The organism is Variovorax sp. 38R (genome assembly GCF_014843395.1).
GTDB classification, from domain to species: domain Bacteria; phylum Pseudomonadota; class Gammaproteobacteria; order Burkholderiales; family Burkholderiaceae_C; genus Variovorax; species Variovorax paradoxus_H.
In genome coordinates this window covers 2,515,202-2,535,915 of record NZ_CP062121.1, presented here as the reverse complement: position 1 = coordinate 2,535,915, position 20,714 = coordinate 2,515,202, and the positions used below count along the sequence as shown (strand labels likewise).

At 68.9% G+C, this 20,714-nt stretch carries 22 protein-coding genes and 2 riboswitches; of the genes, 12 read left to right on the top strand and 10 right to left on the bottom strand.

Translation table 11 applies throughout. The features are described from left to right. The first annotated feature begins 91 nt into the window (after nt 1-91). The 7 genes from IG196_RS11485 (at nt 92) to gcvP (ending at nt 8,194) form a co-directional block, all read left to right on the top strand. Nucleotides 92-1,285 carry an MFS transporter gene (locus IG196_RS11485; protein WP_192196251.1) on the top strand — a complete coding sequence of 398 codons (1,194 nt, stop codon included), beginning with the start codon at nt 92-94 and terminating at the stop codon, nt 1,283-1,285. Nucleotides 1,286-1,423: 138 nt separating this feature from the next. Further along, nucleotides 1,424-1,903: a hypothetical protein gene (locus IG196_RS11480; protein WP_192196250.1), complete on the top strand. Its 480-nt coding sequence runs from the start codon at nt 1,424-1,426 to the stop codon at nt 1,901-1,903. Between the two features lie 96 nt (nt 1,904-1,999). Then, the gene (locus tag IG196_RS11475; protein WP_192196249.1) at nt 2,000-2,536 is read left to right on the top strand and encodes a hypothetical protein; all 537 of its coding nucleotides are present in this window, start codon (nt 2,000-2,002) and stop codon (nt 2,534-2,536) included. Between the two features lie 298 nt (nt 2,537-2,834). Continuing rightward, nucleotides 2,835-3,308 (top strand): N-acetylmuramoyl-L-alanine amidase, encoded by a 474-nt coding sequence (locus IG196_RS11470; protein ID WP_263864234.1) that lies wholly within the window; start codon nt 2,835-2,837, stop codon nt 3,306-3,308. Between the two features lie 49 nt (nt 3,309-3,357). Then, nucleotides 3,358-3,444, top strand: a riboswitch (glycine riboswitch). Between the two features lie 16 nt (nt 3,445-3,460). Beyond that, nucleotides 3,461-3,565, top strand: a riboswitch (glycine riboswitch). Nucleotides 3,566-3,612: 47 nt separating this feature from the next. Next, entirely contained in the window at nt 3,613-4,788 is a 1,176-nt protein-coding gene (gene gcvT / locus IG196_RS11465; protein ID WP_192196247.1) for a glycine cleavage system aminomethyltransferase GcvT, read from the top strand. 71 nt (nt 4,789-4,859) lie between these two features. After that, on the top strand, nt 4,860-5,231 hold the full coding sequence (gcvH, locus tag IG196_RS11460; RefSeq protein WP_099796453.1) for a glycine cleavage system protein GcvH: 372 nt from the start codon (nt 4,860-4,862) through the stop codon (nt 5,229-5,231). 53 nt (nt 5,232-5,284) lie between these two features. Further along, the gene (gene gcvP / locus IG196_RS11455; protein ID WP_192196246.1) at nt 5,285-8,194 is read left to right on the top strand and encodes an aminomethyl-transferring glycine dehydrogenase; all 2,910 of its coding nucleotides are present in this window, start codon (nt 5,285-5,287) and stop codon (nt 8,192-8,194) included. A gap of 39 nt (nt 8,195-8,233) precedes the next feature. Here gcvP and IG196_RS11450 read toward each other — a convergent pair whose 3' ends face one another. The 3 genes from IG196_RS11450 to IG196_RS11440 form a co-directional block, all read right to left on the bottom strand. Beyond that, nucleotides 8,234-8,482, bottom strand: coding sequence for a hypothetical protein (locus IG196_RS11450; protein WP_192196245.1), 249 nt, complete (start codon nt 8,480-8,482; stop codon nt 8,234-8,236). A gap of 125 nt (nt 8,483-8,607) precedes the next feature. Further along, nucleotides 8,608-9,522, bottom strand: a complete 915-nt coding sequence (locus tag IG196_RS11445) for a DUF3014 domain-containing protein (RefSeq protein WP_192196244.1) — start codon at nt 9,520-9,522, stop codon at nt 8,608-8,610. Nucleotides 9,523-9,664: 142 nt separating this feature from the next. Then, the gene (locus tag IG196_RS11440; protein ID WP_192196243.1) at nt 9,665-10,783 is read right to left on the bottom strand and encodes a DUF2855 family protein; all 1,119 of its coding nucleotides are present in this window, start codon (nt 10,781-10,783) and stop codon (nt 9,665-9,667) included. Nucleotides 10,784-10,833: 50 nt separating this feature from the next. Here IG196_RS11440 and IG196_RS11435 point away from each other — a divergent pair, with 50 nt between their 5' ends. Further along, nucleotides 10,834-11,451: a TetR/AcrR family transcriptional regulator gene (locus IG196_RS11435; RefSeq protein WP_192196242.1), complete on the top strand. Its 618-nt coding sequence runs from the start codon at nt 10,834-10,836 to the stop codon at nt 11,449-11,451. Here IG196_RS11435 and IG196_RS11430 read toward each other — a convergent pair. Then, nucleotides 11,426-12,103 carry an alpha/beta hydrolase gene (locus IG196_RS11430; RefSeq protein WP_192196241.1) on the bottom strand — a complete coding sequence of 226 codons (678 nt, stop codon included), beginning with the start codon at nt 12,101-12,103 and terminating at the stop codon, nt 11,426-11,428. The genes IG196_RS11435 and IG196_RS11430 overlap by 26 nt on opposite strands. A gap of 72 nt (nt 12,104-12,175) precedes the next feature. Between IG196_RS11430 and IG196_RS11425 the strand changes: the two genes are divergently transcribed. After that, the gene (locus IG196_RS11425; RefSeq protein ID WP_192196240.1) at nt 12,176-12,667 is read left to right on the top strand and encodes a hypothetical protein; all 492 of its coding nucleotides are present in this window, start codon (nt 12,176-12,178) and stop codon (nt 12,665-12,667) included. A gap of 9 nt (nt 12,668-12,676) precedes the next feature. Here IG196_RS11425 and IG196_RS11420 read toward each other — a convergent pair whose 3' ends face one another. The 4 genes from IG196_RS11420 to IG196_RS11405 all read right to left on the bottom strand — a co-directional run bounded on the left by IG196_RS11420 (nt 12,677) and on the right by IG196_RS11405 (nt 16,692). Then, nucleotides 12,677-13,717 (bottom strand): NAD(P)H-dependent flavin oxidoreductase, encoded by a 1,041-nt coding sequence (locus tag IG196_RS11420; RefSeq protein ID WP_192196239.1) that lies wholly within the window; start codon nt 13,715-13,717, stop codon nt 12,677-12,679. A 103-nt stretch (nt 13,718-13,820) separates the two neighbouring features. Continuing rightward, nucleotides 13,821-14,318, bottom strand: coding sequence for a hypothetical protein (locus IG196_RS11415; protein WP_225617009.1), 498 nt, complete (start codon nt 14,316-14,318; stop codon nt 13,821-13,823). Between the two features lie 6 nt (nt 14,319-14,324). Then, nucleotides 14,325-15,626: a UDP-N-acetylglucosamine 1-carboxyvinyltransferase gene (locus IG196_RS11410; protein ID WP_192196238.1), complete on the bottom strand. Its 1,302-nt coding sequence runs from the start codon at nt 15,624-15,626 to the stop codon at nt 14,325-14,327. A 154-nt stretch (nt 15,627-15,780) separates the two neighbouring features. After that, nucleotides 15,781-16,692, bottom strand: a complete 912-nt coding sequence (locus IG196_RS11405) for a protein NO VEIN domain-containing protein (protein WP_192196237.1) — start codon at nt 16,690-16,692, stop codon at nt 15,781-15,783. A gap of 111 nt (nt 16,693-16,803) precedes the next feature. Between IG196_RS11405 and IG196_RS11400 the strand changes: the two genes are divergently transcribed. Continuing rightward, a complete protein-coding gene (locus tag IG196_RS11400) occupies nt 16,804-17,523 on the top strand; it encodes a hypothetical protein (protein WP_192196236.1) in 720 nt (239 codons plus the stop codon). 3 nt (nt 17,524-17,526) lie between these two features. Here the strand turns inward: IG196_RS11400 and IG196_RS11395 are convergent, their stop codons facing one another. After that, entirely contained in the window at nt 17,527-17,844 is a 318-nt protein-coding gene (locus tag IG196_RS11395; protein ID WP_192196235.1) for a hemagglutinin, read from the bottom strand. 89 nt (nt 17,845-17,933) lie between these two features. Here IG196_RS11395 and IG196_RS11390 point away from each other — a divergent pair, with 89 nt between their 5' ends. Further along, nucleotides 17,934-18,173, top strand: a complete 240-nt coding sequence (locus IG196_RS11390) for a hypothetical protein (protein ID WP_225617008.1) — start codon at nt 17,934-17,936, stop codon at nt 18,171-18,173. Between the two features lie 11 nt (nt 18,174-18,184). On the opposite strand, the gene IG196_RS11385 is transcribed toward IG196_RS11390, so the two are convergent. Then, nucleotides 18,185-18,457 (bottom strand): hypothetical protein, encoded by a 273-nt coding sequence (locus tag IG196_RS11385; RefSeq protein WP_192196234.1) that lies wholly within the window; start codon nt 18,455-18,457, stop codon nt 18,185-18,187. A gap of 108 nt (nt 18,458-18,565) precedes the next feature. Between IG196_RS11385 and IG196_RS11380 the strand changes: the two genes are divergently transcribed. After that, a complete protein-coding gene (locus tag IG196_RS11380) occupies nt 18,566-20,662 on the top strand; it encodes a S8 family serine peptidase (RefSeq protein WP_192196233.1) in 2,097 nt (698 codons plus the stop codon). The last annotated feature ends 52 nt before the right edge of the window (nt 20,663-20,714 follow it).

Below are 20,714 nucleotides of genomic sequence, written 5' to 3'. Positions count from 1 at the left end.
ACATTCGTAGCGAGAACATCTTTCCGTGTCTTCCTACGATGGCTTTTCCTCCCTTTTTCTCAAACCGGACATCGAAGAAAGAAGCCATCGCATGAACACGCGCCGACTCGGGCTGCTCACCGGCACCCATGCCGTCAACGACCTCTACCAGGGCCTCGTGCCCGCGCTGCTGCCCTTCATGGTGCTGGAGCGCGGCTACAGCTACACGGCCGTGAGCGGCCTGATGCTGGCGGCCACCGGGCTGTCGAGCGTGGTGCAGCCGCTGTTCGGCCTGTACGCCGACCGCCACCCGCGCGCCTGGCTCGTGCCCGTGGGCTTCCTGGTGGCGGCGCTGGGCGTGGTGCTGGCGGGCCTGAGCCAGAGCTACCTGCTGACCTGGATCGCGGTCGCGCTGTGCGGGCTGGGCATCGCGGCCTACCACCCGCCCGCCACCGTGGCCGCGCGCGCGGCCGGCGGCGCTTCGCAGAAAGCGATGAGCGTGTTCTCGGTGGGCGGCACCATCGGCGCCTCGTTCGCGCCCGTGCTGGCGGCCACGGTGGTGGGCGGCGGCAGCCTGTCGCGCAGCTACCTGCTGGGCATTCCTGCGGTGGCGATGGGCGTGGTGTGGGTCGCGGTGAACGCGCGGCGCGGTGCCGTCGCCAGCCACGCGGCCGCCGCGGCGGCGCGCGCCGCACAGGCCCGCGCCCAGGTGCTGAAACCGCACAACGACTGGCGCGCCTTCAGCCTGCTGGTCGCGACCATCGTGGGCTGGTCGATCCCTTACGTCACGGTGCTGTCGATGCTGTCGCTGCGCATCACGCGCGACCTGCACGGCACCACCTTCCAGGGCGCCGCGGCGCTCACCGCCTTCACCGCCGCAGGGGCCGTCGGCACGCTGGCCGGCGGCTGGCTCGGCGACCGCATCGGGCGCATGGGCACGATCCGCTGCGGCTATTTGCTCGCGTTGCCGGCGATGGCGGGTCTCGTGCTCGCCTCGACGCCCGCCGCGGCGCTGGCCTGCACCGCGTGGCTCGGCATGAGCATGTTCCTGCCCTTCGCCGCGCAGGTGACGCTCGCGCAGGACTACCTGCCGCGCAACCCGGCCACGGCCAGCGGCATCACGCTCGGCCTCGCGCTCTCGGTCGGCGGGCTGGTGTCGCCGCTGTTCGGCCTGCTGTCGGACGCGCGCGGGCTCGGCGTGACGCTCACGGTGGTGCTGTGCGTGCTGTGCGTCGCGACCGTGCTGGCCTTGCGGCTTCGCAACCGCACGGTGCAGGTGATGGCGGGCGAGGCTGCTGCGGCCTGAGTTCTGCCCCGCGCCCCGAGCCGCAGACCCACCGGAATCCGGAGGCGATTCGACGCCGCACGCGCCCTCTTTCACTGCCAGAATCAATGCAAGCTTCGACGTCGAGCCTGACAGACCCGAAGAAGGAACAAGGACGCCATGCATCGAATCGCCGCCCAAGGTTGCAGCCTCGCCGCCGCCGGCCTGCTGGCCACGGCCGGTTTCGCGGCCACGCCGGCCGCTGCGCCTGTGCCGTCGTCTGCGGCAGCACCCGTCATTTCGGCCAACCCCGTCGCCACCCTCGCCGAAGTGGAAACCGCCGTGCGCGCCTGGGCTGCGGCCTGGTCCGCCCGCGACGTGGAGCGCTACCTTGCCGCCTACGCGCCCGACTTCACCCCCGCGCGCAGCCAGACACGCGAACGCTGGGAGGCCGACCGGCGCACCCGCATCACGGGCAAGTCGCGCATCAGCGTGGGCATCGAGGGGCTGGTGATCAGCATCCAGGGCACGTCGGCCAGTGCGGAGTTCCGGCAGGTCTACCGTGCCGATGCGCTGACCGAAACCGACCGCAAGACGCTCGAGTTGCAGCGCGTGGGCACGCGCTGGCTGATCCGCAAGGAAAGCAGCGCGGGCAACTGACGCGCGTCAGCATGCCCTCTGTAGGCAAATGGTTCACGAAGGTGTCACCACTTGCAACGATGCTGCAGCCTTCGACCTCCGAAAGCTGTGGCCGCCATGTTTCCCACCAAGACCGAGAAGGCACGCGACGAACTCCAGGCCGGGCAGCGCACGCTCAGCCAACGTGAGCGCGCCCTGCTGCTCATGGCCGACGGCCGGCGCTCGCTGACCGACTTCAGTCCGCTGTTCCCCAGCCGCGTCGAGGCCGAGCAGGCGATCCAGGGGCTGATGCAGCGGGGCTACCTGCAGGATGCGCGACCGGTCGTCGCTCAACCTGCGCCGGCCCCCACGCCCGTCCCGGCGGCCGAGCCGATCCAGGTCGCCACGTCGGCCGACAGCTTCGACGGCAAGCGCTCGCTGGCCACCACGCGCATGTTCCTGTTCGACATCTGCGAGCGCATGTTCGTGCGCCGCGACCCGCGCTTCGCCAACCAGATGCGCGACGCCCTGCGTGAGGCGCGCGACCGCGAGGCCATGCTCACCATCGCCGCGCTCATGCTCTCCGAGATCGAGAAAGCCGCCGGCCCCGAGCGCGCCGACTCGCTGCGCGAGCGCATCGACAAGCTGCTGCCGCTGGCCGAAACCGTGCACTGAACCTGGCGGCCACGGGTCGCCATCCCTCAACCAGGGGACGCGGGCCCCCGGGGCTGCTTGCTAGAACCCAACTCCCAAAACAAGGAGGTTCAGCATGCCAAATCCGCAGAGCTATCACTTCACGCTTCCCAAGTCGAGACGACCGGGCGAAGTCTCCCTCAACGAGCCCTGGTACCCCGGCGTCCAGCCCTACTGGCCGACGTGCACCACGAAGCGGTCGGTCGATCCGATCATGGGCATCACCACGGTGGTCATCCATGCCACGGCCGGCGGATCGTCTTCCGGCGCCATCTCGGTCATGAAAAAACCGACGGATGCGGCTTCGTTCCACTGGCTGGTTCCCGATGAGGACGAACCCCAGCACGGTGAACTCGTCTGGGCCTGCGTGCCGGAGGCGCTCGCGGCATGGCACGTGCGCAATGCGGCCTCGCACCCCGATGTGAACGACGGCGCCAAGCGCGTCAACCACTGGTCGCTGGGCATCGAGGTCGTGAACAAGCAGAAACTCGACCCCTTCTCCGACTGGCAAGTCGAAATCACGGCGCGCATCGTTCGCCACTGCTGGGCCAAGTACCCCAACCTCGCCCACGTGGTCTCGCACGCCAAGCTGGACCCGGATCGCCGCACCGATCCGGGCACCTTGTTCGATTGGGAACGGTTCAAGCACCTGGTGCTGAATGGCGAGGCCGATGCCATTCCCGTGGCGGTCGCTTCCGCCAAGCCGCTCTCCCAACTGAGAGCGTCCCAGGCGCTGGGGTGCTGCCACACCTGAGGCCCCCACGAGCACTTCGACACCAGCCCCGGCCCCGCGATCCACTACACTCGCCGGGTCAGGAGAGAGCCCCGCGCGACGGGGCCGCCGAAGGCGCAGGGGTTCCCCGAACGCTCAGGCAAAAGGACTGACAAGACGCCGGCAACCACCGGCGTTTCCTTGCTGGAGAGAGGCCGTGGCATTGCATGCGGCCCACCGAAGGAGCAAACCCCGATCGTGGGGCGAATCTCTCAGGTAAAGCGGACAGCAGGGGTGGCCCATGGCGTTGCAGCCATGGATTTCGACTGCCCCTTTGGAGTGCCCCGTGGCTGCTTCTTCCGCTTCCTCCGACGCCCAACTTCTCAAGACACCGCTGTACGACCTCCACGTCGAGCTGGGCGCCCGCATGGTGCCCTTTGCGGGCTATTCGATGCCGGTCCAGTACCCCGCCGGCCTGATGGCCGAGCACAAGCACACGCGCGATGCGGCCGGCCTGTTCGACATCTCGCACATGGGCCAGCTGCGTCTCGTCGGCCCCGACGCCGCCGCCGCCTTCGAAACCCTGATGCCCGTCGACGTGGTCGACCTGCCCGCCGGCAAGCAGCGCTACGGCCTGCTGCTGAACGACGAAGGCGGCATCCTCGACGACCTGATGTTCTTCAATGAAGGCCACGGCTCGATCTTCGTGATCGTGAACGGCGCCTGCAAGGTGGCCGACATCGCCCACATCCAGGACAAGATCGGCGCGCGCTGCGAAGTGCAGCCCCTGCCCGACCACGCCCTGCTGGCGCTGCAGGGCCCGCAGGCCGCGGCCACGCTGGCACGGCTGTCGCCCGGCATCGAACGTTTCGTGTTCATGACCGGCGGCGCGGTGCAGATCGGCGGCATTGCCGCTTTCGTCACCCGCAGCGGCTACACCGGCGAAGACGGCTTCGAGATCTCGGTGGCCGGCAAGGACGCCGACGCCCTCGCCCGCCTGCTGCTCGCGCAGCCCGAAGTGAAACCCGTCGGCCTGGGCGCGCGCAACTCGCTGCGGCTCGAAGCCGGCCTGTGCCTGTACGGCAACGACATCGACACCACCACCACCCCGGTCGAAGCCTCGCTCAACTGGGCGATCCAGAAGGTGCGCCGCGCGGGCGGCGCGCGCGAAGGCGGCTTCCCGGGCGCAGCCAAGGTGCTGGCCCAGCTGGCGGCCGTCGCCTCGGGCGCGGCCGGCCACACCGACCACGAGACGCTCACGCGCAAGCGCGTCGGCCTGGTGGCGCTGGAACGCATTCCGGTGCGCGACGGCACGCTGCTGCAGTCGCTCGAAGGCCATGACATCGGCACCGTCACCAGCGGCCTACTCGGTCCCACGGCCGACCGCTGCGTGGCCATGGGCTACGTGGCCGCCGCCTTTGCCGAACCCGGCACGCGCGTGCAGGCCATCGTGCGCGGCAAGCCGGTGCCGATGGAGGTGTCGACGATGCCTTTCGTGCCGACGCGCTACTACCGCGGCTGACCACCACTGAACACCGCAGACCCGGCTAGGCTCTGCACCCCGATTCCATTTTTTCCACGAGGAGTTTTTTCATGAGCATCAAATACACCAAGGACCACGAATGGGTGGCGGCCGAAGGCGGCGCCGCCACCGTGGGCATCACCGTGCATGCGCAGGACGCGCTGGGCGACGTGGTGTTCGTCGACCTGCCCGAAGTCGGCAAGACCTTCGCACAGGGCGAAGTCGCCGGTGTGGTCGAGTCGGTCAAGGCCGCCGCCGATGTGTTCATGCCCGTGTCGGGCGAGATCACCGAAGTGAACGAAGCGCTGCGCGCCGACCCGTCGCTGGCCAACAGCGACCCGCTGGCCTCCGGCTGGTTCTTCAAGGTCAAGCTGAGCGAGCCCGCACAGCTCGACGCCCTGCTCGACGCAGCGTCCTACGACAAGTTCGCCGCCGAGTCCTGATCCGCTGAGTCTTCAGCCACCTTCGTTCCTTCTTCCCCCGAGCCCTCACCGCCATGCCGATTCCCGCCCTTCCCTCTTTGCAAGCCCTGGAGAACGCCGAAGAATTCCTCGCCCGCCACATCGGCATCGATGCAGCGGACGAGGCGCGCATGCTGCCGGTGATCGGCTCGGAAACGCGCGCGGAGCTCATCGACGGCATCGTGCCGGCGGCCATCCGCCGTGCCCGGCCGATGCGCCTGCCCGCGCCGGTGACCGAAGCCGACGCGCTGGCCGAGCTGAAGACGCTGGCGTCGAAGAACAAGGTGTTCAAGAGCTTCATCGGCCAGGGCTACTACGGCACGCACACACCGGGCGTGATCCTGCGCAACATCCTGGAGAACCCCGCCTGGTACACGGCCTACACGCCCTACCAGGCCGAGATCTCGCAGGGTCGCATGGAAGCCCTGCTCAACTTCCAGACGATGGTGTGCGACCTCACGGGCATGGCCATCGCCAACGCGTCGATGCTCGACGAGGCCACGGCCGCCGCCGAGGCCATGACGCTCGCCAAGCGCAGCGTGAAAAGCAAGAGCAACGTGTTCCTGGTGTCGGGTGACTGCCACCCGCAGACCATCGAGGTCATCAAGACCCGCGCCGCGCCGCTGGGCATCGAGGTGAAGGTGAGCACCGTGTCGGAAACGCTGCCGCACCTGATGGTGAGCGGTGAGTTCTTCGGCGTGCTCGCGCAGTACCCCGCCACCACCGGCCACGTGCACGACCTGCGCCCGCTCGCGGGCCACGCGCACCAGTGCGACGCCGCCTTCATCGTCGCGGCCGACCTGCTGGCGCTGACGCTCTTGGTCGCCCCCGGCGAGTTCGATGCCGACATCGTCTGCGGCACCACGCAGCGCTTCGGCATGCCGCTGTGCAACGGCGGCCCGCACGCCGCCTACCTGGCCTGCCGCGATTCGTTCAAGCGCTCGCTGCCCGGCCGCCTCGTCGGCGTGAGCGTCGACACGCACGGCCAGCCCGCCTACCGCCTCGCGCTGCAGACGCGCGAGCAGCACATCCGCCGCGAAAAAGCCACGTCGAACATCTGCACCGCGCAGGTGCTGCCGGCCGTGGTCGCCAGCATGTACGCCGTGTACCACGGCCCCGACGGCCTCACGCGCATCGCGCAGCGCGTGGCCGTGCTCACCGCCATCCTCGCCAAGGGCCTGTCGCAGATGGGCCGCGAGCCGGTGAACAGCACCGCCTTCGACTCGCTGACGATCCGCACCGGCGACGACACGGCCGCAATCATCGAGCGCGCCCAGGCCGGCGGCGTCAACCTGCGCCAGCGCCTGCAGCAGCACCTGGGCATCTCGCTGGACGAAACCACCACGCGCGCCGACATCGAAACCCTGTGGGCGCTGTTCGTGCCCGCCGGCACCGCGATGCCGCGCTTCGACGAGCTGGCCGAGAGCACCACGCCGCTGATTCCCGACGACCTGCGTCGCACCAGCGCCTTCCTCACGCACCCGGTGTTCAACACCCACAAGAGCGAAACCGCGATGCTGCGCTACATCCGCAGCCTCTCGGACAAGGACCTCGCGCTCGACCGCAGCATGATCCCGCTGGGCAGCTGCACCATGAAGCTCAACGCGACCAGCGAGATGATCCCCATCACCTGGCCCGAGTTCGCGAACATCCACCCCTTTGCACCCGCCGAGCAGCTGCAGGGCTACGCCCAGCTCGACGCACAGCTGCGCGCCTGGCTCTGCGAAGCCACCGGCTACGCGGGCATCAGCCTGCAGCCCAACGCCGGCTCGCAGGGCGAGTACGCGGGCCTGCTGGCCATCAAGTCCTTCCATGAAGCCAAGGGCCAGGGCCACCGCAACATCTGCCTGATTCCCTCATCGGCGCACGGCACCAACCCGGCCAGCGCCCAGATGGTGGGCCTGCAGGTGGTGGTGACGGCCTGCGACGCGCAGGGCAACGTCGACATGGACGACCTGAAGCGCGCCTGCGAAAAGCACAGCGCCCACCTGGCCGCCGTGATGATCACCTACCCGAGCACGCACGGCGTGTTCGAGACCCGCGTGAAGGAACTGTGCGAACTCGTGCATGAGCACGGCGGCCGCGTGTACGTCGACGGCGCCAACATGAACGCACTGGTCGGCGTGGCTGCACCGGGCGAGTTCGGCGGCGACGTGAGCCACCTGAACCTGCACAAGACCTTCTGCATTCCGCACGGCGGCGGGGGCCCGGGCGTCGGCCCGGTCTGCGTGGTCGAAGACCTCGTGCCCTACCTGCCGGGCCACGCCACGGCCGGCGTGCCCTCGAACGGCGTGGGCGCCGTGTCGGCCGCGCCGCTGGGCAATGCGGCCGTGCTGCCGATCAGCTGGATGTACTGCCGCATGATGGGCGCCAAGGGCCTGCAGGCCGCCACCGAAATCGCGATCCTCAGCGCCAACTACATCAGCGCGCGCCTGAAGGACCACTACCCCACGCTGTACGCGAGCCCCAACGGCCACGTCGCGCACGAGTGCATCCTCGACCTGCGCCCGCTCAAGGACACCAGCGGCGTCACCGCCGAAGACGTGGCCAAGCGCCTCATCGACTACGGCTTCCACGCGCCCACGCTGAGCTTCCCCGTGCCGGGCACGCTGATGGTCGAGCCGACCGAAAGCGAACCGCTGGCCGAGCTCGATCGTTTTGTCGACGCGATGATCGCCATCCGCGGCGAAATCCGCCGCGTGGAAGAAGGCGTCTGGTCGAAGGACGACAACCCGCTCAAGCACGCGCCGCACACCGCTGCGAGCCTGCTCGGCAGCGAGTGGAGCCACCCCTACTCGCGCGAACTCGGCGCGTTCCCGCTGGCCGAACTCAAGCAGGCCAAGTACTGGCCGCCGATCGGCCGCGTGGACAACGTCTACGGCGACCGCAATCTGTTCTGCAGCTGCGTGCCGGTGGGCGACTACCAGGAAGCCGAAGAGGCCTGACGGGAACGCGGCGGCGCCCAGCCGCCGCTCAGCCGCCGCTCAGCCTTCGCGGCGGTACATTGCCCATTGCACGGTGAGCAGGTCCGCCGCGATCTTCGCGGCGTTCACACCCGCGTAGGTTTCGGACGGATCGAACGCGAAGGCCGCCTGGTAGCGCTTGATGTGCGCATAGTCCCGGTCGAAAGTCATCGGGCCCATGAGCTCGGTGGGGTCGGTGCCGGCGGGAAGCGCCAGGAATTTGTCGGGGTCGGTGGTGCTCTGGTAGAGATCGACGCTCATCAGGTTCATGGCTTGCTCTCGAAGTCTGGAGCGCAATCATCTCGGCCCTTGGCGCTGCGTGCAATCGGCCAGCGCCTACACGGCGTGCAGGCGCGCAGCACGTGGGGCAGCGCCCCGTCGTGCCTCAGGGGTGCTCAGGGCTGCTTTTTCTTCGCCACGTCGCCCGTGGCGATCCGCTCGCGAAAACCGCGCAGGCTGGCCTTCATCTTGCGCTCGTTCTCGGGCCCCATGCGCACCAGGATCTTCTGGCCGGCCGAGAGCGATTCGAGCTTCGGATCGGCGTACTCGTAGCGCACCCAGGGCCGCTGCGAGGGAATGTCGCCCTTCACCTCGACCAGCTTCACCTGCACCGGCCCGGTGGGCTCGGGCGCTTGCAGCAGGTGGTCGATCACGGCGATGAGGCGGTCGTTGAAGTAGCGGCCCGGATAGCCCAGCTCTTCGTACGCCTGCTGGAACAGCGGGTACAGCCGCGCATACACCGCCGCCGCCTTGGCCGGATCGACCGACCCCGCCAGCATCACGATGCCGTTGTAGCGCGCCGCGTTGTTCGCCGCGATGGTCTGCACGCCGCCCTGCTGCGGCCCTTCGGTGATGAAGCGCTGCGGCGCGGGCCGCACCGGCCACTTGCTCGCGGGCGCCTGCTCGCGCGACAGGTTGTCGACCGTGGCGACGAAGCGCCGCGCCACGCCGTCGGACTGCAGGTAGGCCGCCACGGCCTTGCCGCCCAGCAGCTCGGTGAGCGCCTTCATCACGCGCGCATCGGAACTGGCCAGCGCGGGCAGCGCGGCATCGGGTGGGGCGAGTGCTTCCACCGGGTTCTGCGGGCCGATGGGCTCCGCGGCCTTGGGCGGCTCGGGGGGCGCGTCGTTCGGAGCAACGGCAGCCACGGGCGCGTTCGGCAGTGGCGCCAGTTGCTGCTGCTGGTACCAGCGCCAGCCGAAATAAGCCGCCACCAGCACGACGAGAACGAGGCCGATGATGGTGCCCATCGGCATTTCTTTGCGGCGTCGGAATTCGGGGGTGTCGCGGGGGGAGTCGGCGTCGGACATGGGCGGTTTCCTTTTGCGGGATGGCAGTGGGGAGACGAAAGGCAATGGTGCATCAGGATGGCCCGCCAGGGCCGCACGATCGCCACGTTCTCGTAACCCCCTGTGACGCCCCACCCGCGCCGAAGTTCAGTCGCTCAGCGCGTCACTCGCCGCCGATGCACACCACATGCGCCTCGCGTGGATCGACGCGGCCCGCATGCAGGTCGGCGATCACCGCCTGCGCATGCGCAAAGCCACGGCCCTGCGCCAGCGTCATCCAGCGGTTGCCCGGCCGGCTCAGCTCGGCGATGAAGCGGCCCTGCGCTTCATTGAAACGGCGGTTCACCTCCTGCGGGCCCCAGTCGGCATTCCGCTTGCGGATCTGCACGGGCGCGAAGTACAGCAGCGGCGTGGGCCCAGGCAGCGCGCTGGTGTCGCCGAGAAATTCGGTCTTCTGCGCCGAGCCCGCATAGCAGTCGTACACCAGCGATTCGCCGAAGTGGTGGTGCACGGTGGCGCGCAGGTCGTCGTGGCCCGCGAAGTCGACGTACAGCGTGGGCACGTCGGCCGCCAGCGTGGCGATCTCGCCGTAGGCCACCGTGCGGTCGTAGCAGCCCAGCGCTTCGACGAAGGCGCGGTTGCCCTGCGACGTGGCCGCGATCAGCTGCACGCCCTCGCGGCGGCCGAGGCAGAAGGCCGTGCCGAACGCGGTCTTGCTCGATGCGCTCGACACCACCACCTGCGTCGCGCCGAAGAAGGCGTTGTCTTCCAGGAAGTCGGCCAGCATGAACGAGGTGATGAACAGCGGGCGCACCAGCATCTGGTAGTCCTCCAGCGCAGCGACGTAGCCGGCATCGTGGCTGCAGCGCATGTACTGGTTGTAGGCCGACACCAGCTCGCTGCGGTGCGCCGCGCCGTCGTAGAAGCCGCGCGGCGTCACGCGCACAGGCTGCATGCGCAGGTGGCTCGCAATCGGAAAGTAGCCGTAGAAGCGCTCGCCCACGGCCACGCCTTCGACGTTCGATGCCACCACGTCGGCGAAGCCCCAGGCCGGCATGTGGCCCCAGTCGGCGTCGCCGGTGGGAAAGAACTGCCAGTACTTCATCACCGCATCTCCGAAGGCCGCGTAGGTGATGTTGTTGGTGGTGAGCGAGAAGCGCTCGACCTTCATCAGCACCTCGCCCGCGGCAAGGCTTCCGGCGTCCTGCGAGGTGACGATGCGGGTGGTCCCGAGCGCGTTCTTGCGCGTTTCGAGGCGGGTTAAAGTGAATGCGTTGTTCATTCGCAAACTGTAGGACGGCCCGCTTCGCCGCGGGTTCGGAAACCCGGTCCATGCCCGCCGCACCCCGCTCCAAGCCCCTGAAACGCCCCACGCAGGCGCGCAGCAAGTTCACCGTGCAGGCGATCTACGACGCCTTTGTTCGGATTTGGCGCGCGCAGGGCTGGGAGGGCGTGACCACGCGCGCCGTGGCGCTCGAAACCGGCATCGCGGTCGGCACCTTCTACGACTACTTTCCCGACAAGGAAGCCCTGCTCTCGGGCTATGTGCGCCACTGCGTCGAAGCGCTGCTCGCGCGGCTCGACGCGGACGTGATCATGCCTTCAGACATCGACTGGCGCGAGCGCACACAGCGCCTCGTGCGCCTCACCTGCGACACGCGCATCGATGGGCTGCCCGCGTTCGACCACGAGATGCTGATGCTCGAACACCGCGTGGCCGAGCCCAAGCACCACCGGCGCGTGTACGACGAGCTGCTCGCGCGCTGGACGCAGGCCTTCGCCGCCTGCCGCGACCTGCAGCCGCCGCCCTCGCCCGCCACCGTGCAGGCGCTATTGACCGCCGCCTGGGGTGGTCGCCGCTACCGGCTGCTGGTGCAGCCCGACACCATCGACGACGCGTGGGTCGACGAGATGGAAGCGATCGTCATGGCGCGGTTGGCTGCGCGCTGAGCGCCTGAAGCCACGCCAGCGTGCCCTGCAACTCGGCCGGGCGGATCTCGTGCGCACCCGGAAAGTCCGAGCCCGACAGCGCCAGCGGCAGCCCGCGCACCCGCTCGCGCGTGGCCTGCGCGGCGCTCGGCGGAATCACGTTGTCAGCGCTGCCATGGCTCACCCACAGCGCCTTGCCCGCGAAGGCCTCGGGCGGTGCGATGTGCGGCACCACCTCGGGCAACAACCGGCTGTGCCACACCAGCGCGGCACGCAGCTTCTCGGGCTGCGTGAGCAGCAGCGACAGCGACATGATCCCGCCCTGGCTGAAGCCGCCGACCACCACGCGCTCGGGCGGAATGCCCAGCTGCTGCGAGGCCGACGCGACCATCTCGCCGATGAGGAAGCGGCTCTCGCGCTCCTGCTCTTCATCGATGCGGCGCCCGCCATCGGACAGCATCTCGAACTCGAACCACGCGTACGAGCCGGGCGACAGCACATACGGCGCGCGCAGGCTCAGCACATGGAACTGCGGCGGCATCATGCGCGCCAGGCCGAACAGGTCTTGCTCGTTGCTTCCCACGCCGTGCATCAGCACGAGCAGCCAGGGGTCGCCCGCGCCGGGCTGCGCGGGGTGATGCAGGAAGTGAAGCGGCAGATGAAGTGCGGTCATGGTGCGGGCGGCTGGATAGACTGGAGCGAAACGAAACGAAAGCATCTCTTGTTCATGCGACACCTCCGAGCCTTGAGCTTACTTCTTGCCACGATCCTGCCGGGCGTAGCGGCCATTGGCGCGCCAGCCACCGAGTTCAGGAAAGGCCCGGTGTGCCCCTTCGACGCGCGCGCGGTGCAGCTGCGACCGAACCTCTGCGTGGGCTTCGATGCCGGCGCCTATGCGTCGCAACACAGCTACACGGAAGCTGGCAATCTGACCTGCGATGCCACCAAGGCCGCAACCGCCGACACCCGGTGCCCCACGCTGCGCGTGCTGACCCGTGCGAACGGCAAGACCCACACGCGCGTTTTTCCGGCGCCGCGCACCGCCTCGCTCGCCGACCCCAGCGACGCCTGCGTGATCAAGACGATCGCCGTGAATCGCAGCGGCACCCGCTTCGCACTCCAGGGCCAGGGCCGCGACTGCTTCGGCGGCACTGCGCGCTTCTCGGTCGAGGACGTGTTCGAACTGACGCACGGCGCACCGGTGCTCGTGAAGAAGAACGGCGCCTACTTCCGCTGACCGCAGGGGTCAGCGAAAGCCCTTGGCCAGCGCCCGCGTGACCTCGGCCGAGGACACCTCGCGGCAGCCGGTGGCGTTCTGCCCCGACCACAGCGGAGAAAAATCGCCACTGCCCTGCGCCTCGGCCTTGGCGCGCAGCGGCGCGATGCCCGACGTGGCGAGCGGAAATTCCGGTGCCGGGCCGATGGGCCCCAGCTCGCGCATCACGCGGTTGACGATGCCGCGCGCCGGCCGGCCGGTGAACAGGTTGGTGAGCGCCGTGTGGCGCGCAGCCTCGCTCTTCAGCGCCGCGCGGTGCAGTGCGCTGGTCATGGCCTCGGGCGTCAGCAGATAGGCCGTGCCGATCTGCACGCCGGCCGCGCCCAGCGCCATGGCCGCGGCCACGCCGTCGGCATCCGCAATGCCGCCGGCCGCGATCACCGGCACCTTCAGTGCGCGCACCAGCTGCGGCAGCAGCGCGAAGGTGCCGAGCTGCTTCGTGAGGTCGTGCGACAGGAAATGGCCGCGGTGCCCGCCGGCCTCGAGCCCCTGCGCGATGACCGCATCAACGCCCTGCGCTTCGAGCCACAGCGCCTCTTCCACGGTGGTGGCCGACACCAGCACCTTGGCGCCCCAGCCGCGCACCTGCGCCAGCAGCGCCTCGGGCGGCAGCCCGAAATGGAAGCTCACCACCGGCGGCTTGAACTCGGCCAGCAGGTCGGCCACCTCGGCGCTGAACGGGTTGCGTCCCGGTCCGGCCGGAATGGTGGCGGGGTCGATGCCGAACTCCGCGTAGTACGGCGCGAGCGCGCCGCGCCAGGTGGCCTCGCGCTCGTCGCTCGGCACCGGCGGCGTGTGGCAGAAGAAGTTGACGTTGTAGGGCTTGTCGGTGCCGGCGCGGATTGCCGCGAGTTCGCTGCGCATCGCGTCAGGGCTGAGCATGGCGCCCGGCAGCGACCCCAGGCCGCCTTCGTTGCACACCGCGATCGCCATCGCACTGCCTTGCGCGCCGGCCATCGGTGCCTGGATCAATGGAAGTTCGGTGCCGAGGATCTGTTGCAACGTCGTCATTCGGGGTGCGCTCCTGTGTCCGTGTGTCGAATGACGGCATTCTCCGGCGAAGCCGGTGGGCGCTGTGGCTGCGGGGTCATCGCGGGCGCAGCGGCCCGCCGGCTCAGCGCGCCTTGCCGAAATCCTTCAGCTTGAAATCGGTGTCGTCCTCATAGCCGTACAGGCGGCACACCGCGCGGAAGTCTTCCACCGGGAAGCCGGTCCAGGCGTAGTTGCGGGCGCGGCGGCCCGTCTTGCGGTTCTGTACGTCGAACGAGAGCGAGGCCTTCGGCTCGGGCAGGTTGATCGTCTTGTGCAGGCTGGGCACGAACTTGAATTCTTGCGTCTCGAAGCGCCTGGAGGCACCGAGCGCCGTGCGCACGACGATGGCCTCGGGCGTGAACTCGTAGCTCGACACGAACAGGTAGTCGCGCCGCACCGCGACGATGACCACGAGCGCCAGCAGCAGCGTCACCGCATAGAACAGCGGCGTGTTGATCGTGCGATCGACCAGGAAGCGGTAGGCGTAGTTGAACACCAGCGAGGTCAGGCCGACCATCAGCACCAGCTGCCCGAGCTGCATCAGCAGCCACTTGGCCTTGTTCGAGACGGTAACGATCACGGCCGCTTACTCCTCGCTGGTCCACTCCACCTGCACGCCCAGGCTGCGCAGGTTTTCCACGAAGCGCGGGTGCGCGCGCCGGATCGGTGTCGCGTTGCGGATCTCGGACTTGCCTTCGATGCTCGCGGCCACCATGAAGAGCGCGATCGCCACGCGGATGATGTAGGGGCTCTCGACCACCGCCGGCGTGAGCGCGTGGCCGCCGAAGGTGATGAGGCGGTGCGGGTCGGACGAGAACACGTGCGCGCCGAATTTCGACAGCTCGCCGGTCCAGCCCAATGCGCCGTCGTACACCTTGTTCCAGAACATCGCGTTGCCCTGCGCGCGCACGCCCAGCGCAATGAAGATCGGCAGCAGGTCGACCGGGAAGTACGGCCACGGCGCGGCCTCCACCTTGGTGAGCACGTTGCTGGTGAACGGCGTCTGCACCGTCAGCGGGCCGCTGCGGATGGCGCGCGACCAACCGTCGGCATGCTCGATCTGCACGCCGAACTTGGCGAAGGTGCGGTCGATCAGCGGAAAGTTGCCGGGCGCGGTGTTGCGCACCACGACGTCACCGCCCGTGATCGCGCCCAGCGCCAGGAAGGTGGTGATCTCGTGGAAGTCTTCATCGAAGCGGAACTCGCCGCCGCCCAGCGTGCCGCCGCCATGCACCGTGAGCCGCGAGGTGCCCATGCCCTCGATGCGCACGCCGATCATGGCCATGAAGCGGCAGAACTCCTGCACGTGCGGCTCCGAGGCCGCGTTGGTGAGCGTCGAGGTGCCGCCCGCGGCAGCCGCGCACAGCACGAAGTTCTCGGTGGTCGTCACCGAGGCGTAGTCGAGCCAGTGGTCGGTGGGCGTGAGCCGGCCGGGCGCATACACCAGCAGCGAGCCCTCGGTGCGCTCCACCTCGCCGCCGAAGCGCTGGAACACCTCGACGTGCGGATCGATCTCGCGCACGCCCAGCGTGCAGCCCTTGACGTTGTCTTCCAGCCGCGCCACGCCGAAGCGCGCCAGCAGCGGCGGCACCAGCATGATCGACGAGCGCATTTCCTCGGGCAGCCGGTGGCGGGCCGCGTCGAAGGCGGTTTCGCGGTGGTGCAGCTCGAGCGTGCCGCTCTCGTGGTCCATGCGGACCTCGCTGCCCAGCGTGCGGAAGATGTCGAGGATCTTGCGCACGTCGGTGATGTCGGGCACCCCAAGCAGCCGCAGCGGTTCGCCGGTGAGCAAGGTGGCGCAGAGCACCGGCAGCACCGCGTTCTTGTTGGCGGAGGGAATGATGCGGCCGCGAAGGGGCGTACCGCCGTGCACGATGAGGTTGGACATGAAGGGGGGCGAACAGAGGGCAAAGGCACGAACTGTTCGCGCCGGACGGCGGAACTTTACCGTTGGAAACGACGGGTTTCCGGGGGCTCAGTTGTAAGAATTTGGAAACGCGCGCGGCGCACAGGTGCGGCCGCGGCGTGGCCTGGGAGGCCGGTCAGGCCTTGCGCTGGAAACCCGGCGCCTGGTCCACTTCGGTCGGCTTGTAGATCTTGTGCGCCGCCGTCCCGGTGCCCGCGTCGGCCACCACCAGCAGGCGCCACAGCGGCTCACGCACCGCGCACAGGCTTTCGTCGGGCGTGAGCGCAAAGGTCGGCAGTGCCGGGGCGGTGCCCTTCACGACCACCTTGAGCAGCATCGCGCCCTTGGCGTTCGACACCTCGATGTCGTAGCCCAGCGCCTTGCTGGTCACGTCTTCCGCGTTGTAGCCATAGCCCTTGAAGTGGCCCATGACATAGGCCATGGCGGCGGCCTGGAGCGCGTCGGGCGTGGTGGGGCCGGCCGGGGCTGCGTCCTCGTCGGGTGCCACGCCGCCACGGGCCTTCGCGGCCGTGATGTCGGCCTCGGTCGGCACCCAGCCGCGCGCACCGCGCACGAGCACGGCGAGCTGTTGTTCGGGTTCCCAGCTTGCGACGTGCCAGTCGGCGTCGTCGCGCACGCGGGTCGACACCTTGGCGCTCTTGTTGCTCTCGAGTTCGGCGATGGCGACGCGGTTGGTCTGCAGCACGGCACGGAAACCCTGGCCGGCGTCGAAGGTGCGCTTGAGCAGGGCCAGGCGGTCCTTGGCGCGCTGCGCCTGCTGGGCGCTGCGCACGCCGCCGCCGGGGCGGCGCTGGGCGTCGAGCGATTCCAGGTAGAACCAGCGGCCACCGGCCGCCACGCTCACGTACTCGCCCCAGATGGTGGCGATGACGTTGTCGCCCGTGGCAAGCCAGGCGTGCTCGAACGGCTTGTCGCGTGCGTCGAACACCCCCATCTTGGCGACGATTTCGACCGGCGTGAGGCGCGGTCCGGAGAGCCGCATCTCATCGATGGCGGCGAGCACGGAGGGGTCGACTTCCTTGTCCATTCAGCGGAATTCTGGCGAGTTGTGAGGGGGTGGGAGTATGCCGCATCGGGCCCCGACCCCGGGGGCGGCGGGCCCCGTCGCGTGTACCCTGCGTGCCTTGAAAGCCCCCGCATGCACGACTTGCTGACCTCCTATTTCTGGCACGGCGACACGCTGCGCAGCCGCAGCGTGGGCGGCGCCGTGCACGCGGCCCTGCTCGACGTGCCCGAGCCCCCGGCCCGCCTCGTGGCCGACTGGCAGCGGGAGATCGCCACGAACGTGCCGCTCGAACCCGGCGATGTCGAACCCATGCCCCTGGCCCGCGCGCGCACGCGCTGGCCCGACTACACGCTGTGCGTGCAGTCGATGTCCGACTGGCTGGGCACGCTCGGCCTGCCCGCCTCCCTGCTGCCCGCCAGCGACGTCGCCCTGATGGCCTGCCGCGGCGCCCGCTACCACCACGACGGTGCGCAGTACGGCGGTGCGGCCTTCTGCAACCTGTTCCTCAGCGAAGACAAGGGCCTGGACGTGCATTTCCCCGTCACGGGCCAGCGCATTGCGCTCACCCGGGGCACTGCGCTGCTGTTCGACACCGGCCAGCCCCACGCCGTCGTGCCGCGCGGCAGCAACCACGGCTTCGGCGCGGCCGATTTCCCGGACAACCAGGACCTCACGCAGTTGTTCCTGACCTGGGAGCTGTCGATCGAAGACGCGCAAGTGGCGAGTCTGCTCGGCATCAACTTCGATGTCGATCCGGTCACCGCGTCGCGGCTCGAGGAAGAACAAGTTTGGGTGAACGGCGAACCGGCCGAGGTCTGCGCGAGTTCCGGCCGCTGGCGCAGCGCCCCGTAGCAGTCAATCGCCTTGGCGGTAGTGATTCCCCGGCCGCGCTGCCGAATCGATGATGTCCTGCCACGACTTGCCCGCGCTTCGCAGTTGCTCGATCGACGGGCCCAGCGTGTTGCCATAACGGCTGTGCGATCTCGCTTCGAGGGCCTGCAGTTCGGATGATGGCGTCAGCGTGCGGTAGTGCAGCTTGAGGTCGTCCCGCTTCGCGAAGATCCAGCGCGCCACGTGCTCTTCACTTACGCCATCGGCCAGCATCCGCTCGGCAGCGGGCCCGAGCGCGGCCACGGCCGCTTCGTAGGTCTTGCGTACGTTGGGGTCTGCCATGGACTCTGGGATGGATGTGACGGGCGATTCGGCCCATTGTGCATACGACGAGGGCGCTACAGTGGCTGTCCCCTCATCCCTTTTCGTGCATGCCCGGAGCCCAGACGATGCGCTACCTCTTCAATGTGTTCGGCCACACCCTGCGCGTCGAAATGACCGATGCCCGCTGGCGCAGCCACTGGGTCGGTGCCGATGGAAAACTGGGCCCCGCCCAGCTCGCGATTCCACCCGACGTGGCGCCGACCGACCTCGCGCAGTACCTCTACGACATCTATCACGAGAACGCGACGCCGACGAATGGCGATGTCTTCGAGATCGGGGCGAAGTGAACCCGGCGTTGCTATCGCTGCGTCGTCACCTTCGATGACGTACGAAACGCCAGCCAGGCCCCGCCTCCAAACGCCAGCACGAACACCAGCAGTGGCCATACCTCTCTCGCCCTGAAGCCCTCGCTCACGAGGTTGGCCAGCAAGGTCCACGGCACCACCGGAAACGCGAACAGCACCACCACCGCTGGCACATGCGCGTGCGACGGAAAAAGAACCAACGCAAGGCCCGTCGCCAGGAAGCTCGCCACCAGGTACGCGAGCAGGAGCTTGAAGACCACTTTCATGCGGCGATTCTGACCGCCCTTCTCGCACGGCCGGGGTGACAGATGACACGGCAATCTGCTACACCTCGCGGTACTCGTCCACACCCCGTGCGCAAGGAGATTCGACCGATGGCCCCAGCCAAGAAGCGCGTCGCCGCGAAGAAGCGATCGCCCGCTGATACGAAAGTCCCCAAGATGCCGCACGGGGTGCTGACGCCGGCGCTGTCGTCGGGCAACGTGCGCCTCCATGTGACGGGGCAGATCAAGCTGCTCAACAGCTGGGTCGACCTTCCGCCCGAGATGGCCGCGGCCATGGTGGCGCAATCGGCGCAGGCCGACGCCCCCGCCGCAGGCCATCTGCCGGGCGAAGCCTCCCCCGCTCTCACCGCCGCGCTTGCCGGCACCGCCGACGCGCTGTGCACGCGGCTCTCGCCGGTGTCGACCTTCGGGCTCGCGCAACTCCAGCGCCTGCCGATGGACGTGGAAACCTCGATGGACCCGCGGCTGCAGCTGGCGGTGATGAACCGCCGCGCGGGCAAGCAGAGCATGCCGATCTCGTCCGCCGACGGCGACTCGGTGCCGGTCGTGGCGCGCGTGACCAGCCATGCCGAGTGGGCGGACATTCCCGACGTCGATGCGGGCTCCGACATCGGTACGGCGGACGACGGCACGGCGCTCGTCACGGGCCGCATTCCGCTCGGCAAGGCAGAAGCCATTCGACAGCATCCGGCCGTGCTCAGCATGAAGGCTTCGCAGCCGGTGCTGCCGGCGCTGAACAACACCCTCGCCTCGATGGGCATGCAGGCCGACAACCCCGCGCTTGCCGGCACGGGCGGCGGCAGCGGCGTGGTGATCGGCGTGGTCGATTCGGGCGGCGACTTCGCGCACCAGAACTTCGTCAAGGCCAACGGCAAGACGCGCCTGCTGGCACTGTGGCAACAAGGCGCACCGGCCAAGGCCAACAGCCCCTACGGCTATGGCCGGCTCTTCGAGGCGGCGGACATCGACAAGGCGCTGAAGAAGGCCGACCCGTACAAGGCGCTCGGCTACGACCCGGGCGCGGGCAGCCCGGGCAGCCCCGGTTCGCACGGCACGCACGTCATGGACATTGCCGGCGGCAACGGCCGGGGCTCGCTGCAACCCGGCGTGGCGCCCAAGGCCGACCTGATCTTCGTCGAGATGTCGGCCCGCGACATCGCCTGGACCGGGCACAACGCCGTGTTCAGCTCCTTCGGCGATTCGGTGCAGATGCTCGAAGCGGTGAAGTTCATCTTCGACCGGGCCGGCGACAAGCCCTGCGTCGTCAACCTGAGCCTGGGCACGAACGGCGGACCGCACGACGGCACCTCGCTGGTCGAGCAGGGCTTCGACGCGCTGGTCTCGCAAAAGCCCAACCGCGCGATCGTCCTGGCGGCCGGTAATTCGCAGGAAGACAACACGCACACGGCGGGCACCGTGCCCGGCAACGGACACCTCGATGTGTCGTGGACCCTGGTCAACGGCAGGGGCGGCGAGTTCGAGCTCTGGTACGGAGGCAGCCATCGCCTGCGTGCCGAACTGCTGGGACCCGACAACGAGGTGCTGGCGAGCGTGGCGCCGGGAGAAAACTTTCCGCTCGGCGCGGGCAACGGCGAGATCGCCGCGTTTCTCAGCAGCCGCATCACCGACCCGAACAACAAGGACAACGTGATCGGCATCTGGCTCGCGCCCAACTGGCCCGACGGCGAGTTCAAGGTGCGGCTGCACGCCCTGGCCGCCGACGACGTGCCGTTCCATGCGTGGCTCGAGCGCCTGGACATCGGCCAGTCGTACTTCGGCAACCCCGTGAAGTCGCACCTGCTGGGTTCGCTGTCGACAGGCAAGCTGTCGATCGTGGTCGGCGCGTACGACGCCCGCAAGACGGGCGAGCCCGCCGCCAGCTTCTCGAGCGCGGGCCCGACGCGCGACGGCCGGCCCAAGCCCGAGGTCAGCGCACCCGGCGTGCAGGTGAAGGCCGCGCAGTCGCGCACGAAGGACGGCATGGTGAAGAAGTCGGGCACCAGCATGGCGGCGCCGGCGGTGACCGGGCTGGTCGCGCTGATGCTGGCCAAGGCCCACAAAGCGGGAACGAAGCTGACCATCACCGACATCCGCGCCAGGCTCAAGGCGGGCGTCAAGCCCGGCACGGGGCCAGCCGGCTGGGACCCGCAACGCGGCGATGGCCGCGCCGGCAGCGGCGCCATCTGACGATTCACCCATGGCCCCCACTCCCGGTGCGGTTGTGCCGAACCTGAACGGG